The 16,461-nt window shown below is 67.5% G+C and carries 14 protein-coding genes; 2 read left to right on the top strand and 12 right to left on the bottom strand.

All coding sequences use genetic code 11. From position 1 onward, the window contains the following. Positions 1 to 16: 16 nt before the first annotated feature. The 8 genes from E8M83_RS12195 to E8M83_RS12160 form a co-directional block, all read right to left on the bottom strand. A complete protein-coding gene (locus E8M83_RS12195) occupies positions 17 to 1,618 on the bottom strand; it encodes a PQQ-dependent sugar dehydrogenase (RefSeq protein WP_229491500.1) in 1,602 nt (533 codons plus the stop codon). 5 nt (positions 1,619 to 1,623) lie between these two features. After that, the gene (gene rlmD, locus E8M83_RS12190) at positions 1,624 to 3,054 is read right to left on the bottom strand and encodes a 23S rRNA (uracil(1939)-C(5))-methyltransferase RlmD (RefSeq protein WP_137173632.1); all 1,431 of its coding nucleotides are present in this window, start codon (positions 3,052 to 3,054) and stop codon (positions 1,624 to 1,626) included. A 148-nt stretch (positions 3,055 to 3,202) separates the two neighbouring features. Continuing rightward, positions 3,203 to 4,213 carry an RNA polymerase sigma factor RpoS gene (gene rpoS / locus E8M83_RS12185; RefSeq protein ID WP_137173631.1) on the bottom strand — a complete coding sequence of 337 codons (1,011 nt, stop codon included), beginning with the start codon at positions 4,211 to 4,213 and terminating at the stop codon, positions 3,203 to 3,205. Positions 4,214 to 4,220: 7 nt separating this feature from the next. After that, positions 4,221 to 5,084 (bottom strand): peptidoglycan DD-metalloendopeptidase family protein, encoded by an 864-nt coding sequence (locus E8M83_RS12180; protein WP_137173630.1) that lies wholly within the window; start codon positions 5,082 to 5,084, stop codon positions 4,221 to 4,223. A gap of 55 nt (positions 5,085 to 5,139) precedes the next feature. Next, positions 5,140 to 6,009, bottom strand: coding sequence for a protein-L-isoaspartate(D-aspartate) O-methyltransferase (locus tag E8M83_RS12175; protein WP_137173629.1), 870 nt, complete (start codon positions 6,007 to 6,009; stop codon positions 5,140 to 5,142). Then, a complete protein-coding gene (gene surE, locus E8M83_RS12170; RefSeq protein WP_137173628.1) occupies positions 6,006 to 6,755 on the bottom strand; it encodes a 5'/3'-nucleotidase SurE in 750 nt (249 codons plus the stop codon). The genes E8M83_RS12175 and surE overlap by 4 nt, the downstream gene beginning before the upstream one ends. Before the next feature lie 321 nt (positions 6,756 to 7,076). Beyond that, positions 7,077 to 9,677: a tetratricopeptide repeat protein gene (locus tag E8M83_RS12165; protein WP_137173627.1), complete on the bottom strand. Its 2,601-nt coding sequence runs from the start codon at positions 9,675 to 9,677 to the stop codon at positions 7,077 to 7,079. A gap of 8 nt (positions 9,678 to 9,685) precedes the next feature. Continuing rightward, positions 9,686 to 10,294: a toll/interleukin-1 receptor domain-containing protein gene (locus tag E8M83_RS12160; RefSeq protein WP_137173626.1), complete on the bottom strand. Its 609-nt coding sequence runs from the start codon at positions 10,292 to 10,294 to the stop codon at positions 9,686 to 9,688. A gap of 179 nt (positions 10,295 to 10,473) precedes the next feature. Between E8M83_RS12160 and E8M83_RS12155 the strand changes: the two genes are divergently transcribed. Then, positions 10,474 to 11,448, top strand: a complete 975-nt coding sequence (locus E8M83_RS12155; RefSeq protein WP_137173625.1) for an NADPH:quinone oxidoreductase family protein — start codon at positions 10,474 to 10,476, stop codon at positions 11,446 to 11,448. A 15-nt stretch (positions 11,449 to 11,463) separates the two neighbouring features. Here E8M83_RS12155 and E8M83_RS12150 read toward each other — a convergent pair whose 3' ends face one another. Both E8M83_RS12150 and E8M83_RS12145 read right to left on the bottom strand, forming a co-directional pair. Continuing rightward, on the bottom strand, positions 11,464 to 13,512 hold the full coding sequence (locus tag E8M83_RS12150) for an ATP-dependent DNA helicase (protein WP_137173624.1): 2,049 nt from the start codon (positions 13,510 to 13,512) through the stop codon (positions 11,464 to 11,466). A 31-nt stretch (positions 13,513 to 13,543) separates the two neighbouring features. Continuing rightward, complete coding sequence (locus E8M83_RS12145) at positions 13,544 to 13,744, bottom strand: YdcH family protein (RefSeq protein WP_005666222.1); 201 nt, start codon at positions 13,742 to 13,744, stop codon at positions 13,544 to 13,546. A 181-nt stretch (positions 13,745 to 13,925) separates the two neighbouring features. Here E8M83_RS12145 and E8M83_RS12140 point away from each other — a divergent pair, with 181 nt between their 5' ends. Then, positions 13,926 to 14,717 (top strand): PP2C family serine/threonine-protein phosphatase, encoded by a 792-nt coding sequence (locus E8M83_RS12140; RefSeq protein ID WP_137173623.1) that lies wholly within the window; start codon positions 13,926 to 13,928, stop codon positions 14,715 to 14,717. Here the strand turns inward: E8M83_RS12140 and E8M83_RS12135 are convergent. Both E8M83_RS12135 and zapE read right to left on the bottom strand, forming a co-directional pair. After that, the gene (locus E8M83_RS12135) at positions 14,714 to 15,403 is read right to left on the bottom strand and encodes a hypothetical protein (RefSeq protein ID WP_137173622.1); all 690 of its coding nucleotides are present in this window, start codon (positions 15,401 to 15,403) and stop codon (positions 14,714 to 14,716) included. The genes E8M83_RS12140 and E8M83_RS12135 overlap by 4 nt on opposite strands. A gap of 14 nt (positions 15,404 to 15,417) precedes the next feature. Next, the coding region (gene zapE, locus E8M83_RS12130) for a cell division protein ZapE (RefSeq protein WP_137173621.1) at positions 15,418 to 16,461 on the bottom strand (1,044 nt) is incomplete at its 5' end.

Below are 16,461 nucleotides of genomic sequence, written 5' to 3'. Positions count from 1 at the left end.
CGGCTTTTTTGCGTCCTTACGGCGGACTCAGGCGCAACAGGCAGGCATCCACGCCGTCGGTGAGGACGTAGATCGCACCGTCCGGGCCGGCCCGGACGTCGCGCATGCGCTGCCCCAACTCGGCCAGCAAGGTCTGCTGGCCGACGATCTTGCTTCTGTCGCGCAGCACGCGGTGGATGGCGCGGCCCCGCAAGGCCGGCACCAGCAGGTCGCCGCGCCATTCGGGAAACAGGTCACCGTGATAAACCGCCAGGCCGGCCGGCGCGATCGACGGCGTCCATTCCAGCAGCGGCGCCTCGAAGCCGGCCAGCCGGCTGAACGGCGTCACGCGGCCGAACGGATAGTCGATCCCGGCGGTGACGAGCGGCCAGCCGTAATTCTTGCCGCCCACGATACGGTTGATCTCGTCGCCGCCGCGCGCGCCGTGCTCGGTGAGCAGCAGCTCGCCGGTGGCCGGATCGACGGCAATGCCCTGCGGATTGCGGTGACCCAGGCTGTAGACCTCGGGCGCGGCGCCCGGGCGCCCGACAAATGGATTATCCGGCGGCGCCTTGCCCTCGCGGTCCAGTCTCACCACGGTGCCCAGGTGATTGGCGGGATTCTGCGCCTCTTCGCGGCGCCAGTTGCCGTCCCCGACCGTCAGCACCAGGGTGCGATCGGGCAGGAAGGCGATGCGGCTGCCGTTGTTGCCGGCGCGCGGCTTCGGGGTCGAGCTGAACAGGATCCGGACATCCTCGATCCGATTCGCTACCAGCCTGGCGCGCACCAGGCGCGTGCCGTTGGCGCCCTCCTCGCCATGGCCCATCGTCAGGTAGAGCCGGCCATTGCGTGCGAAATCGGGATCGAGGGCGACATCCATCAGGCCGATCGTGCCACCGCGCTGGAACACGGGCGGCAGGCCGTCGGTCGCGATGGGCGTCTTCGCGCCATCCAGCGAGATCGCCAGTAATCTCCCGCTCATTTCGGTGACCAGCAAGCGGCCGTCCGGCAGGAAGGCCAGCGACCAGGGCCGGTCGAGCCCTTGCGCCACGGTCTCGACCCGGTAGCTGGCCGGATCGACCGCATCGAGCTTGCCTGCCGCGCCCGGCGAGGCGATCAGGAATAGCGCCGCGGGGACCAGCGCCAGCAGCGCCGTCGCCAGCCACTGGCGGCGCGACCCGGAAGCCTGCCGCGCCGGGGAGCTCATGCGGGCATAGACCAGGCCGCCGACGATCCCGGTGGCGGCCATCAAGGCATGCTCGAGCCCGCCCCGGGTCGCGGCGATCGCCGGCATCGGAATCACGTTGAGCATCAGCCAGAACGCCGTCCACAGCCCGGCCACGGCGGCCACGACGAACAACGGTGTGCGGCGCGCCGGCCTGGTGATGCGTTCGATCACGTGCGCGGCCAGTACCGCGGGCAACAGCGCGGCCAGCGCGATCCCGGTCATGACCGGGCCGAAGCCCGCCAGGTCTTGCAGCGTGGTCCAGGCCCGCAGCGATGGAGTAACCGTCGCGCCGAGCGCAGTGAGTTCGCCGAGATTGACCTGGGTCTGGACCAGGCTGGCAACGACCCCGGTCGCGACGGCGGCCGCCAGCAAGGCTGTCGCGTGGCCGCCGAGCCGCCTCAACCAGGCCACCTCGATCAGGCCACCGCGTCGCTTGCGGCCGGCAGGTCGACCGGCACGCAGGCGGCGTTGTCGGATGCCGGGACGGGCTTTTCTCCCAGTTCGAACACGCCGATCGATTCGACGTGCGAGGTGTGCGGGAACATGTTCACCACGCCGGCCTTCTTCATCACATAGCCGGCCTGGTGCACCAGGATGCCGGCGTCGCGCGCCAGCGTCGAGGGGCTGCACGACACGTAGACGATGCGTTGCGGCATCAGGTGCTCGTGGGTCTCGCGCAGCTCGGCCAGCGCCACGGCCAGCGCCATGGCGCCGTCGCGTGGCGGGTCGACCAGCATGCGATCGAATTTTCCGAGGGCGACCAGATGGCCCTTGGTGACTTCAAACAGGTTACGGGTCGAGAACGCCGTCTTGTCGGCTAGGCCGTTGGCCCTGGCATTGTCCAGCGCGCGCGTGGTGAGCGCGGTGCTGCCCTCGATGCCGACCACCTCGCGCGCCTGGGTTGCCAGCGGCAGGGTGAAGTTGCCCAGGCCGCAGAACAGGTCGGCCACGCGGTCTTCCGGCTGCACGTCGAGCAGGCGCAGCGCCTTGGCCACCAGCACGCGGTTGATGTGGTGATTCACCTGGGTGAAATCGGTCGGCTTGAACGGCATGCGGATGCCGAACTCGGGCAACGTGTAGTACAGCTCCTTGTAGCCCGGCCCGTCCGGCGCCGGGTAATAGGGTTGGGCGGTGTCCGGGCCCTTGGTTTGCAACCACCAATGGATGCCCCACTGGTCGGCGAAGGCCTTGAGCAGGGTTTCGTCGGACGGCGTCAGCGGCGCCATGATGCGCAGCACCATCACCGTCGATTCTTCGCCGATCGCCACCTCGATCTGCGGCAACTCGTTGATGATCGACAGTGCGCCGATCAGCTCGCGCAGCGGCACCAGCAGGCGGGCGACGTGGTCGGGCAGGATTTCGCAGGTAGTGATGTCGGCCACGAAGGACGAGCCGCGCTCATGAAAGCCGACCAGCACCCCGCCCTTCTTTGGCACATTGCGTACCGACAGGCGCGCACGGTAGCGGTAGTCCCAGGTCGGACCGTACATCGGACGCATGATCATCTCGGCCTTCACCTTGCCGATATGCTTCAGGTTATCTTCCAGCACGCGCCCCTTCATCGCGACCTGGGCGCCCGGCTCCAGGTGCTGCATCGAACAACCGCCGCAGACACCGAAATGGCGGCATGTCGGCTCCACGCGCATCGACGAGGCACGCTGCAGGGTGCGCAGGCGGCCGGCTTCCCAATTCTTCTTCTTGCGCGTGGTCTCGAAGCTGACGCGCTCGCCCGGCAGCGCACCTTCGACAAAAATCACTTTACCGGGCGAGCCGTCCTCGTTCTCGAGGTGGCCAACGCCGCGCCCGTCCATGTCGAGGGATTTGATGTCGATGAAGATTTCTTGCATGGTCTGAGGAAATTGGGGTGAGTGCCGGGAGGGCGTCCTGGCCGGCGGCGCGGGCGTCCATCGCCGCGCACATGAAAAAAATGGCCGAAACGGCCCGGCGGGCATGATAGCAAGGAATCGAAGGGGACGCTACTTGCCCGGCTTGCCCTTACAGCAAGGAATCGCGCACCACGCCGCGCGCCGCCATCGCGCGCTTGAGCTTGACCAGCGCCTCTTGCTGGATCTGGCGCACCCGCTCGCGCGTCACGCCCATCTCCTCGGCCAGGGTCTCGAGCGTGGCCGGGTCGTCGTTGTCGAGGCCGAAGCGGCGGGTAACCACCAGGCGCTGCTTGTCCGGAAGCCGGGTCAGCCAGTCGCGCACCAGCAGCGCCACCTCTTGCTGCTCGGCGTGGGCGTCGGGACTGCCCTCACCATCGTCGGGCAGCATGTCCATCAGGCTCGAGCCGGGATCGTTGTCGAGCGGCGCGTCGAGCGAGGTCGCATGCTCGGACAGGGTCAATATGTCTTGCACCTCTTCCACCGGGCGGCCGACCAGGCTGGCGATGTCTTCGCTCGAGGCTTCCTTGCCGTCGTGTTTCTGCGCTTCGAGGTGGTATTTGGCGCGCAGCACGCCGTTCAGCTCGCGCACCATGTGCACCGGCAGGCGCACGGTGCGCGCCTGGTTCATGATGGCGCGCTCGATACTCTGGCGGATCCACCAGGTGGCATAGGTCGAGAAACGGAAACCGCGTTCAGGCTCGAACTTGTCGATGGCGCGCATCAGGCCGATATTGCCCTCCTCGATCAGGTCGAGCAAGACCACGCCGCGGTTGATGTAGTGCTTGGCGATCGAGACGACCAGGCGCAAGTTATGCTCGATCATCTTCTGGCGCGCGTCGAAGTCGCCGGCCTTGGCCAGGGTGGAGAAGTGGACTTCCTCGGCTGCCGTGAGCAGCGGGCGGGCGCCGATCTGGTTCAGGTAGTGCTGGGTGGTGTCGGTCGCGAGCTCGGCCTGCAAGACCTTGCGCAGCTCGTCGACCGACTCGGCGCCGGCGCTGGCGTTGCCGGGATGGGCGTCCTCGCCATCGGCGCCGTCCGCAGCATGCACGCGCTCGCTTTCCGGTTCATCCGGAAACTCGTCCGTATCCTCCTGGTCCAGCGAGTGCGGCGGCTGCGTCATACCGTTCCTAACGAACGGGCAAGAACCTCGTCGGGTCGACCGGCTTGCCCTGCTGACGAATCTCGAAGTGCAACTTGACCAGGTCGGCGTCGGAATCGCCCATCTCGGCGATTACCTGGCCACGGGTCACGTTGTCGCCTTCCTTGACCACGATCTTGCGATTATGGGCATAGGCCGACAACAGGCTGTTGCTGTGCTTGACGATGACGAGATTACCATAACCGCGGATGCCGCTGCCAGCATACATTACCTTGCCCGCGCTGGCCGCGACCACCGGCTGGCCCAGCTTGCCGGCGATGTCCAGGCCCTTGTTGCGGCCATCGTCGAAGGTGGCGATGACGCGCCCTTCGGACGGCCACATCCAGCTCAGGCGCGCTTCGTCGGCTGCGACTGGCGCTGCCGGGGTGGCCGGCGCGGTGCTGGCCGGCGGCGGCGTGGTGGCGGCCACCTTGCCGTCGGTATACGGGGTCTTGTCGGCGCGCGGCTCGGTCTTGCGCGGCACATTGGCCGGCGGCGGCATCGGTACCGGCTGGGTCTGGATATTGGCGTTGCGTTCGCCCTGGGGCTGGGTCACGCGCAGCACCTGGCCGACCTTGATGTCGTCCGGGTTGGCCAGGTTGTTCCAGGCCACTAGGTCGCGGTAGTTCTGGCCGAAATCGAGCGCGATGCGCAGCAGGGTATCGCCCTTGCGCACGGTGTACATGCCGCGCTCGTCCTGCTTCGGCGCTTCTTCGACCTGCGCCGGCGCCGGACGGCTCGGGGCGGCGGCGACGGGACGCTCGACGACCGGCGCCTGGCGGGTGGTGGTGGAACAACCGGCCACGAGGCCGATGAGGATCGTCAGGAGGGCTAAACGCGGTGCTTGTGTCATTGGCATTCTATTGTCTTATCGGCGTACGGCGGGCCTGGCGGCCCCTCTTGGGTTTTTAGATGGTGCCTGGGCGCAGCGGCACGAAGTGGCACGCTTCCAGCGTTTCGCTGGTCCACTCGGATTTGCCGGTGCGGGTAATACGGTGCAGGTGCTGTACCTGTGCACCGACCGGCGCCACGAGGTGCGCGCCGATGGCCAGCTGCTCGAGCAGGGCCCGCGGCACCTCGAGCCCGGCGGCGGCGAGGATGATGCCATCGAAAGGCGCAACCTGCGGCAAGCCTAGCATACCATCGCCATACTGCAAACGCAGGTTCGATAGCCGCAGCGGGCGCAAATTCGTCTTGGCGAGCTCGTGCAAGGGCTTGATGCGTTCGATCGAATACACGTCCTTCGCGACGAAGGACAAGACCGCGGCCTGGTAGCCGCAGCCGGTGCCGATCTCGAGCACTTTCCCCAGCGTTGCGCCGGCCGGCCTTGACGCATTCATCGCCTCGATCATGCGGGCCACGATATAGGGCTGGGAAATCGTCTGGTTGTGGCCGATCGGCAGCGAGGCGTCGACATAGGCCTGGCCATACAGGGCCGGTTCGATGAACAGGTGGCGCGGCACGGTCTCCATCGCCATCAGGACCTTCGGGTCGCTCACGCCCTGGCGCGCAACGCGGGCCACCATCGCGCGCCGCACCGCCTCGGTCGCCGCCAGGTCGGAACGCTGGGCGGCCGGGGCGCTGTTCGCGACCTGGACATAGCCCGGTGCGCGCGGCGCCGGGGCCGGCGCCTGGGGCGCCCTGGCGCCGCCATGGCTGCTGGCCGCGTTGCGGGTGGCCGTCTGCGGCGTCGCGAACGGCGCCGGCGTGCCGGGCTTGCGCACGCCGCTCGTTACCGACGACAGCGGCAGCGGGAAGTTCGGACGCGCGTCCTTCATGCCAGCCCTCCCGCCAGCAGCGCCAGCTGGGTCTTGTGGGTGAGGTCGACCTGCAGCGGCGTGATCGAGACCCGGCCTTCCGAGGTCGCGTGAAAATCAGTGCCCTCGCCCGCGTCGCGGCAGGCGCCGGGCGCGCCGATCCAGAAGATCTCGCGGCCGCGCGGGTCCTGGGCCCGGATCACCGGCTCGGCCTGGTGGCGGCGCCCAAGGCGGGTCGGCGTCAGCGGACCGATGTCCTCGTAGGGCAGGTTCGGGATGTTCACGTTCAGCAGGAAGGGCTTGGGCAGCATGTCGAAGCCGCCGGCGGCAAAGCGTTCGACGATGTCGCGCGCCACGCGGGCGGCGGAATCGACATGGGCCCATCCGCCATGCACCTGCGAAAAGGCGATCGCCGGCAAGCCGAACAGAAAGGCTTCGGTGGCGGCGGCGACAGTGCCTGAATACAGCGTGTCGTCGCCCATGTTCTGGCCGTTATTGATGCCCGAGACGACCAGGTCGGGCGGCGCATCGGACATGCCGGTCAGGGCGATGTGCACGCAGTCGGTCGGGGTGCCATTGGTAAAATAGAAACCGTTGGCCGATTTGTAGACCGACAGCGGCCGGTCCAGGGTCAGCGAATTCGATGCGCCCGAGCGATTGCTGTCGGGCGCGACGACGACGATGTCGGCGATCGGCGCGAGCGCGTCCGCCAGCGCCTGTAGCCCGGGCGCCAGATAGCCATCGTCGTTACTGATCAAGATTCGCATGGCGGAGATTTTACCCGAAGCAACGGCTGTATCGACACAAGACCAGAGAAATTCGCGCCTGGATTTCATAATCCGGGACGATATCTGGACGGCTTGATAACAGTGCTGCGGACATGCGACAGTTGTCTGATCAGGCTTGCAAGCTGGGCCTGGAACGAGAAATAGCGGCTTGCCAACTTGCTTGTCAGACGGTCAAGCATGCGGGAGCATGCTTGAGCATGCGAGCATGCCTGAGCATGCCCAAGCACGCCTGGGCATGCTTGCGCTTGCGCTTGCGTATGCCGGACCGGCGCCGACGCGCGCCATCGGCGCGCAAACGCCTCAGCGCATCGCCATCGAATGGTCGCGCGCAGCCTCGATCAGGGCGCCTTCGAGCAGCGAGACTTCGTCTTGCGTGAAGGACAGCAGTGCATCCTTATCGCCCTCTTGCAGATAGACCTGCTTGATCATCGCCGCGCCGCGCCGCCGTAGAGGATGGGCGGCGCTGGGCCGTAGCACCGACGTGCGCAGGCTGTCGGCCAGCGCCCTCGCCTCTCCTGGGCTGCGGTTGTCGATCAGGTTCTGCAGCTGGGTCAGCTTCTGGCCGAGGTTGTCGGCTGCATGGCCGGCCTCTGCGTGCCTGCCGGTGGCCGCGTGCTCGTGCGCAATGCGTACCGAATGCGCAGCATCGCCCTGTTCGGCAGGCGAGGATGACGGGGACAGGCCGCGGACGGCGCCGCCCGGCGAAAGTCCGGCTGCGACCGCGTCGAACGGCGCCCCGGCGCCATCGCCCTGGCCGGCGCCGATGGCCGGCGCCCCTTCGACGCCCTCGACGCCTTCGACTTCGCGCAGGTGCTGGCGCAGCTCGGCCACCCGTTCGCGCAGGCGGCGCGCGGCTTCGGCCTCGCCCTGCTGGCCGAGTGTCGAGGCCAGCCGCAGCTGCATATTGAGCGTTTCCGGGTGGCAGGCCCCCAGGTGCCGCTCGCGGGTGCGCGCCAGCGATTCCTGGATGCTGCGCACGGCCGCCAGGTCGCCCTGGGCGGCCAGGATCTCGGCCAGCGCCTCGCGCGCCGCCAGGGTGCCGGCGGCGTCCGGGCCATCATGGCGTTCGTGGGCGCGCAGCACCGACTCAAGCATGCGCCGCGCATTGCCCAGCTCGCCCGTCTCGCCCAGCAGCAGCGCCAGCCGCTGGCCGCAGCGCAAGGTGTCGGCATGCTCGCCGCCCTGCCCGCGGCGGCGCGCGTCGAGCACCCGCTCATGGACGATGCGGGCGCGCTCGAACTCGCGCTGCTGCACCAGGCTGTGCGCCAGGTCTTCGAGGCAGTCGAGCGTGACCAGGTGTTCGGCGCCGAGCGCGCGCTCGCAGGTGGACACCACCTGCTCGTGCAGCGCCAGCGCGCGTTCGCCCTCGCCCAGCCCGGCCAGCGCGCGCGCCAGCTGCGAGCGCGCCGCCAGGGTCTCTGGATCGTCGGGGCCGGCCTTGCGCATGCAGGCCTGGACCAGCAGGTCGTAATGACGGCGCGCATCGTGCAGGTCGCCGTTCTCGAGCAGCAGCGCGGCCAGCGCGGCGCGGCCGGCCCGGGTGGCCGGGTGCTCGTCGCCGAGCAGGCGTTCGCGCAGCGCCAGCGATTCTTGCAGACAGGCGCGGGCCTCGTCGCGGCGCCGCTCGCGCCGGCACAACTGGCCGAGCAGCGCGAGGTGTTCGGCCAGCGGCGGCGAACCGATCTCGTCGCCGTTCGCCATGCGCCGTGCCTGGGCCAGCGCCGCGCGCAGGCGGACCTCGGCCAGCGACTGCCAGGGGAAACGGCCGGGTGCCAGCCACTCGGCCAGCAACGCGGCATGGCGCGCCAGCGCGCGCCGGTCGCCGGCCGGGCCGGCGGTGGACAGGGCGTCGGCCAGCGCCAGCTGGGTCTCGTCGAACCAGCTGTCGAGATTGACCTGCGACCAGCCATAGCTGGCGCGCAGCAGCGCCTCGAAGCGCGGCTGGTAGCCCGGCAGGCCGTGGCGCACGTCGCCGCGCCGCCAGCGCGCCTGCGGGTCGCTGCGCGCGCCGTCGGCCGTGCAGGCGAGCGGATAGAACAGCAGCGGACGCTGCTCTTCTTCGTGCGTGCAGCGGTAGTCGATTGCCCGCCGCAGCACGCCCTCGATGCCCTCGATGCTGCCCGGCGCCGGCGTGAACAGGCCCACCAGGCGGTCTGGCACCAGTGTGGTGCAGACGCTGACGGCGGCCGAGCGCCCGGCGCCGGCAGCAACCAGCACGTGGCCGAAGTGCTGCGCCAGGCGCGCCGCAAAGCAACGGAACAGCGCCGGGCAGGCGTCGAACAGGGCTTCATGGTCGAGCCGGCCCGCGCGCTCGGCATAGTTGCCGTCGAAGCGGCCGGCGCGCAGCAGGTAGACCGGGCGGCGGCCGTCGGCGCGCTCGATATAGGCCTGCCAGCCCACCGCGTCGATCACGCGTTCGGCCAGCTCTTCGCCGCGGCCGGCGGTGCTGCGCAGCCTGGCGCGGCAGGCCTCGAAGAATTCGAGCAGGCCGGGCCGGGCCTGCTCGCCCGTGTCGTCGCCGCTTGCCTGCGCGTCTCGATGCGGCGGGAACTGCGGCGGCGGATACTGTGCCTGGAACTGCGGTGCCTGGAACTGCGGTGGCTGGAATTGCGGTGCCTGGAACTGCGGTGACTGGAACTGCGGTGACTGGAACTGCGCGGAGGCGGGCGCGAACGCCGACCCGGACGGCTCGTCGGCCGGCAGCGCGAAGTGGCGGTGCAGGGCCGGGGCCGCGAGATCCCAGTCGATCACCAGTACCGGCGTCGCGTCTTGCGTGCCTGCCAGTTGCAGCGCCAGCGCCGCCATCACGGCATTGCGCGCCGCCCCACCCTCGTAGGCATGGAAGCTCGTCACCGCGCCGGGCAGTGGCAGCGGCTGGAGCAAGATACCCTGTTGGTCCATATGGCTCCTCATTCTTTTGGAAAGGTCAGGTCTGGAACATCGCGCCATTCGGGTGGGACAGCGGGAAGCACGAATTGGTTGCAGTCGTGGTCGAGCGGAGTGTGCTTTTTTTGACATGCGTAATGGGCCGCGATCCGCTTGACCATCTTGTCGATGTCTGGCAAGAAGTCTGGATTCGACATGATGTCGGCCGTGGCCATCGTGTAGTGCGAGAAGTCGACGTAGAAACGGGCATCGCTGATCTGGGGCGGCAGCGATGCGGGGTGGCGCGTCATGACAACCGGGATGATCAGGCGGCTCGGCAGGGTGTACCACTTGCCGCGCTCGGCCTCGATCAGGCGCATGGCCTCGTACTCGCGCCGCGTATAGGCATGGGCCTCGTACTTGGGTGTGTAGATGAGGATCATGCAGACGCTCTCGCACATGGCACGTGCAATCTTGCGATCGAGATCGTCGCCACCACCGAGCTGCTCGGTATCGATAAACAGTTCGTCTTCGGTGTCGAAGTAGGGTTCGAGATAGCAGCGCAGGGCGTCGGCCAGGGCCGACTTGAAGCGCTGCATCAGCGCGTGCCGGCCGTGGGCATAACTGAAGAAACAACCGTAACGGATTGCCATGCTTGTCCTCTTGTCCCGGGCACTTGTGGCACCCGCATCAACATGACTCTAGCGCGCACTCCCGTGCCGGCTTTGCGGACGGACAAGCAGACAGGGGCCTCCGCGACGAAGATCCCCTCTCTTTCTTAGGGCATAATGCGCCCCGAAAATATGCCGTTGATAAAACATGTGAGGAAGTAATGAAAGCGATACGCTGCACCGCCTGGGGACCACCAGGCAGCCTGGTGCTCGAAGACCTGCCCGACCTGGCCGCCGGCCCCGGCGAGGTCGTGGTCGACGTGAAAGCAGCCGGCGTCAATTTCCCTGACGTGCTGACGGTCCAGGGCAAGTACCAGGTGCGTCCTCCCCTGCCCTTCACGCCGGGCAACGAGTTCGCGGGCGTGGTGCGCGCCGTCGGCACCGGCGTGCGCGACGTCGTCCCCGGCCAGCGCGTGATCGGCTTCACCCGCACCGGCGCCTTCGCCGAGCAGGCCGTGGCGCCGGCCAGTGCCTACCTGGCCATGCCGGACGGGATGGACTTCGACGTCGCCGCCGCGATCACGCTCACCTACGGCACCTCGTACCACGCGGTCGTCGACCGCGGCGCCTTGCAGGCCGGCGAGACGATGCTGGTGCTGGGCGCGGCCGGCGGCGTGGGCCTGGCGGCGATCGAGATCGGCAAGGCGCTCGGCGCGCGCGTGATCGCGGCCGCCTCCAGCGACGAGAAACTGGCCGTGTGCAAGGCGCATGGCGCCGACGTGTTGATCAACTACGACAGCGACGACTTGCGCGAGGCGCTGCGCGCCGCCACCGACGGCCGCGGCCCGGACGTCGTCTATGACCCGGTCGGCGGCAAGTACAGCGAGCCGGCACTGCGCTCGATCGCCTGGCGCGGCCGCCACCTGGTGGTCGGTTTCGCGGCCGGCGAGATCCCGCGCCTGCCGTGGAACCTGATGCTGTTGAAAGGCGCCTCGGTGGTCGGCGTGTTCTGGGGCGACTTTACCCGCAAGGAGCAAGAGGCGCACCTGGCGGCGATGGCGCGCATCACCGGCTGGATCGCGCAAGGAAAACTCAAGCCGCAGGTCTCGCAGCGCTATCCGCTGTCCGACACCGCCCGGGCGCTGGACGACATGGCGGCGCGCAAGGTGATCGGCAAGGTGGTCATCGTGCCCTGAACGGGCATCGATACCTCAGGCGGCGCTCTCGTCCGCCTCCGCGACCGGCTGGAAGAACTGGATCACTTCTTGTTGCACCCGCGTACGCTTGAACGACGGCAGGCTTTGCCAGATGCGGCGACCATACGGCTTGGTGATGATGCGCGGGTCGCAGATCATCAGCACGCCGCGGTCGTCGACGTCGCGGATCAGGCGCCCGGCGCCCTGCTTGAGGGTGATGATCGCCTCGGGCAGCTGGTGGTGCATGAAGCCGTTCATGCCCTGCTTTTCCATCACTTCGATGCGCGCGGCCAGTACCGGATCGTCGGGCGGCGCAAATGGCAGCTTGTCGATGATCACCAGCGACAGCGCCTCGCCGCGCACGTCGACGCCTTCCCAAAAGCTCTGGCTGCCAACCAATACCGCATTGCCGGCATTGCGGAAGGAGTCGAGCAATTCGGTGCGCCCCCGCTCGCCCTGCACGAACAGCGGGAAATCCCAGCCGCGCTCGGCGAACTCGGTGCGCAGGCGCTCGGCCACCTTGTTCACGGCGCGGATCGTCGTGCACAGGAAGAAGGTACGGCCGCCCGCCGCCTCGATCACGGGCAAGGCGGCATCGACCACGGCGTCGGTGTACACCGCCGCCTGCGGCTCGGGCAGGCCGGTCGGGACGTACAGGATGCCCTGGTTCTGGTAGTCGAAGGGGCTGGGCCAGGTCTTGGCCGGCTCTCCGGTCAGGCCCAGCTGATCGGAAAAATGCTTGAAATCGTTCTTGACCGCCAGGGTCGCCGAGGTAAAGATCCAGCTGCGCGGCGTGCCCTCGCGCTGGTTGGTAAAGATCGGGGCGATCGACAGCGGCGTCTTGTGCAGTTGCAGCGAGGACGAGAAAGCCTCGGCCCACAACACCGCCTGCTCGCTGGCCGGCGCTTTATGGTCCGGCTTCCAGGCCTCGAACGAGGCGGCCAGCTCGTGCGCACGCAGGCGGCAGGCCTCGATCGTCTCGGCGCGCGCGGCGTTTTCTTCAAGTACCGTGATCATGCCGGCAATCTGTTCCTTGAGCGCTTCAAGTGCCGGGAAGAATTGCGACGTCGGCATGATCTGCGGCAGCGACAGGCGCAGGTTGCCGTCGCCGAAGGACAGGCGCAGGTCGCGCGCGGCCTTCTCGACCACGGTCACGACCTTGGCCCAGTCCGGGCCGCCGCGCGCATGGGCCAGGCCCTCGGCCAGCACGTCGCGGCACAGTTCGAGCACTTGCGAGGTGGAGACCGACTGACCGAAGAACAGGGTTGCGACGTCGGGCAACTGGTGCGCTTCGTCGAAGATGATGGTATTGGCCGACGGCAGCAGCTCGGCCACGCCGGTATCCTTCAGCGCCACATCGGCAAAGAACAGGTGATGGTTGACCACCACCACATCGGCTTGTTGTGCTTCCCTGCGCGCCTTCATGACGAAGCAGTCCTGGTAGTACTGGCACTCGGCGCCCATGCAGGTGTCGCGGGTCGAGGTGACCAGGTTCCAGACCGTGGCGGTCTCGGGCACCTTGGCCAGCTCGGCCTTGTCGCCCGAACTCGTCATCTTGATGAAGCGCGAGATCTCGCGCAGGTGGCCGACGTCGTCGCGCGAAGTCAGGCGGCCGTTCTGCAGGGTGCGTTCGAGGTGGAAGTGGCAGACGTAGTTCGAGCGGCCCTTGAGCAGGGCCACCGACACCGGCGCGCGCAGTGCGGCGCGCACGGTCGGGATATCGCGCAGGAACAATTGATCTTGCAGGTTCTTGGTGCCGGTCGAGACGATGGTCTTGCCGCCCCACAGCAGCGCCGGCACCAGGTAGGCGAAAGTCTTGCCCGTGCCCGTGCCGGCCTCGGCCATGAGGACTTGCTGGCCATCGATGGCCGCGGCCACGGCCTTGGCCATCTCGGTCTGCGACTGGCGCGGCTTGAAGGTGCCGACGGCGGGCGCGAGCGGGCCGCCCGCACCGAACAGGCGGTCGACGTCGGCGTCGTACTTGCCGGCGGGAGCCTGGGTTTCCGGGGCTGCGGGAGCAATAGGCTCCACCGCATCCGGAGAAACAGAGTGTTGGTCGGTCAAAATACGTGGTTTCGTTGGGCCTGGGAATGAATCAGGCCGGGATATCGGGTACCAGCTGCATCTTCAGCAGCGTAATATGATCTTTGAGCTGCAGTTTACGCTTCTTGAGGCGGCGCAGTTGTAACTGGTCGGCATGACCGTCCGCCGTCAACAGGGAGATGACGGCATCGAGGTCGCGGTGTTCCACATCGAGTTCGATAATACGGCGCTGGATGTCCTGTACGTCAGTCATGTTGGATGCAGTTACGGGAAAGAATGGCGAAAAGCGCCGGCCAGGGCGGGCGCTCCGGGATTTGCTATGTTGTTGCCGCCAGGTTAACTTGCGCGCTGGTGGCTTATCAGTGCATAGTTTAATCGAGGCGGAGGTTGCCGCCAACAAAGAATGGCGTTAGCGTCCTGGAAAACACGGATTTATGACTTCTTACAAGATCGAAGCGGGTACCGCGCAACATATTGGAAACCGCCCCCAGCAGAACGACCGCGCCGCCCTGTTCACCGGCGCCCGCGCCCCGGGCTATATGCTGGCGGTGGTGTCGGACGGCGTCGCCAGCCCGGCCGGGGCCGACCAGGTCTTGCACACCGCGCGCCAGGTCTTCGACGAATTCAAGCCCGGCGAGCGGCCCGGCATCGAGCGCCTGGCCCAGCTGCTGCACGACATGATCAGCGAAACCCATACGGTGATCAAGATGAATGCCGTCGCCCGCCAGGCCGACATCCACGCCAGCTTCGTCGGCCTGGTGATCAGCCCGCACGGCGAGGCGGTCTGGGCCCACGTCGGCGATTCGCGCCTGTACCGCTTCGAACATGGCAAGTGCGCGGTGCGCACGGGCGACGCCGCCTATGTCGAGCACCTGGTCGCCAGCGACCGCCTGCCGCCGGATGCGGCGCGCAACCACCGCCGCTCCAAGCTCTTGCTCAATCTGCTGGGTAATAGCCGCAAGGAACCCTTCGTCACCACCGGCAGCCATACCGGCCTGGCCGCGGGCGACAGCTTCCTGTTGTGCACGGACGGCTTGTGGCATTTCTTCACCGATGCCGAACTGGCGGCCGTGACCGCCAAGACGACGCCGCGCCAGGCGTCCGAAATGCTCATCAACAAGGCCACCGAACGCTCCCAAGGCAAAGGAGGCAATTGCACGATGGCGATCGTCAAGCTCGTGAAACCGGCCCAGGACGGATCTTTCGCCGGGCCGAACCGGGGCTAATTGGCCGGCGCCGGCTGGTTGCCGTTCGTCTTCTTCGCTTCTTCTGCCGCACGCTGGGCCGCCTTGGCTTCGCGTTCGGCCACGCGCCGCGCCACTTCCTTCTGGCGCTCTTCCGACTTGCGGCGGCGTTCCTCATAGGCCGCGACATTGGCCGCGCGCTCGGCCGCATCCTTCTCGGCGTTCGCCGCGTTTTCCTGGGCCCGCTGCTGGTTGCGCACCACGCGCGATTCGCCCGGCTTGGTGCGCGGCGGCGGCACGGCGGCGCCGGCCGGGTCCTTCGCAGCTTGCGGATTGCCGGCCAGCTCCGCTTCTTCTGCGGCATAGGCGGCGTCGGCCTCGGCGATCGCCTGGTCGCGTTCCTCGACCTTGAGGCGGCGCAGGTAGAGCGAAGCCTCGATCTCGATCGCGCGCTGTGTGACCAGCGCCGCGCGCCGCACTTCGCGCGCTTCGTCAAGGCAGCTGTTGACGAAGAACTTGTCGTAGCAGACCACTTCGCGGTCGGCATAGCGCGTCTCGATCGCGGCGCGCTCGCGGGCCACCGCCGCCAGGCGCTCCTCGGCCTGCTCGGGCGAGGTGGTCGGCGCGGGCGGCGCCTCTTGCGACGCCAGCTCGGTGTTCGAGCACGCCGCCAGCAGCAGGGTCAAGGCGGCGGCAGCCAGGGTACGCAGCATCGGTAGTCTTGTCATGGTATTCCTTTCGATCATGCAATGGCGTCGGCCGCGCCGCGCCGTTCGGCGAGCAGGTACTCGCGCGACTGCATCTCGATGATACGCGATACGGTCCGGTGGAATTCGTTCGCCAGCTGGCCCGTGGTGTACAGCTCCTCGGGTTCGACCGCGGCCGACATGATCAGCTTGACCTTGTGGTCATAGAACACGTCGATCAGCCAGGTGAAGCGGCGCGCTTCCGACGATTGGGCCGCCGACATCGCGGGAATCCCGGACAGGACCACCGTGTGGAACTGGCTGGCCAGTTCCAGGTAATCGTTCTGCGAACGCGGGCCGCCGCACAGGGTCGCGAAATCGAACCAGATCACGCCGCCCGCCTTGCGTAGTGCGCGGATCTCGCGCTTCTCGATGTGCACGATCGGCGATTCGTCGGCGGTATCGGCCACCTTGGCATAGGCGTCGCGCAGCGCCTTGTCGGATGCCGCGTCGAGTGGCGTGTAGTAAGCCTCGACCTGCTCCAGCGCGCGCTTGCGGTAGTCGTTGCCGGCGTCCACGTTCAGCACGTCCAGCTTCTCTTGCAGCAGGGCGATGGTGGGCAGCATGCGGTCGCGGTGCAGGCCGTCCGGGTACAGGGTCGATGGCTCGTAGTTCGAGGTCATCACGAAGCTCACGCCGTTGTCGAACAAGGCTTTCAGCAGGTTGTACAGGATCATCGCATCGGCGATGTCCGAGACGTGGAATTCGTCGAAGCAGATCAGGCGGTACTTCTTGGCGATGCGCTTGGCCACTTCGTCGAGCGGATCGGCCACGCCTTTCAGTTCATCCAGCTGGCCGTGGACGGCGCGCATGAATTCGTGGAAATGCAGGCGCGTCTTGCGCACCACCGGCACCACCAGGTAGAACGAATCCATCAGGAAGGATTTGCCGCGCCCCACCCCGCCCCACATGTAGATGCCCTTGGGCACGTCGGGACGGTTGATCAGGCGCTTGAAAGCGGACGACCGCTGGGCCTTGTAATGGACCCAGTCGTCGTACGCCTGTTGCAGGCGGTCGACCGCCATCTGTTGCGCCGGGTC

The sequence above is a fragment of the Massilia sp. HP4 genome (assembly GCF_005222695.1).
In the GTDB taxonomy this organism is placed as follows: Bacteria; Pseudomonadota; Gammaproteobacteria; order Burkholderiales; family Burkholderiaceae_D; genus Telluria.
The sequence above is the reverse complement of the archived record's forward strand: the minus strand, read 5'-3'. Positions and strand labels throughout refer to the sequence as shown.

Bases quoted from the DNA above. Each gene is read 5' to 3' on its own strand.
- E8M83_RS12160 (WP_137173626.1), bottom strand. From the start codon at position 10,294: ATGGCAATCCGTTACGGTTGTTTCTTCAGTTATGCCCACGGCCGGCAC.
- E8M83_RS12140 (WP_137173623.1), top strand. From the start codon at position 13,926: ATGACTTCTTACAAGATCGAAGCGGGTACCGCGCAACATATTGGAAAC.
- E8M83_RS12175 (WP_137173629.1), bottom strand. From the start codon at position 6,009: ATGAAGGACGCGCGTCCGAACTTCCCGCTGCCGCTGTCGTCGGTAACG.
- E8M83_RS12180 (WP_137173630.1), bottom strand. From the start codon at position 5,084: ATGACACAAGCACCGCGTTTAGCCCTCCTGACGATCCTCATCGGCCTC.
- rlmD (WP_137173632.1), bottom strand. From the start codon at position 3,054: ATGCAAGAAATCTTCATCGACATCAAATCCCTCGACATGGACGGGCGC.
- E8M83_RS12155 (WP_137173625.1), top strand. From the start codon at position 10,474: ATGAAAGCGATACGCTGCACCGCCTGGGGACCACCAGGCAGCCTGGTG.
- rpoS (WP_137173631.1), bottom strand. From the start codon at position 4,213: ATGACGCAGCCGCCGCACTCGCTGGACCAGGAGGATACGGACGAGTTT.
- E8M83_RS12135 (WP_137173622.1), bottom strand. From the start codon at position 15,403: ATGACAAGACTACCGATGCTGCGTACCCTGGCTGCCGCCGCCTTGACC.
- E8M83_RS12165 (WP_137173627.1), bottom strand. From the start codon at position 9,677: ATGGACCAACAGGGTATCTTGCTCCAGCCGCTGCCACTGCCCGGCGCG.
- surE (WP_137173628.1), bottom strand. From the start codon at position 6,755: ATGCGAATCTTGATCAGTAACGACGATGGCTATCTGGCGCCCGGGCTA.
- E8M83_RS12145 (WP_005666222.1), bottom strand. From the start codon at position 13,744: ATGACTGACGTACAGGACATCCAGCGCCGTATTATCGAACTCGATGTG.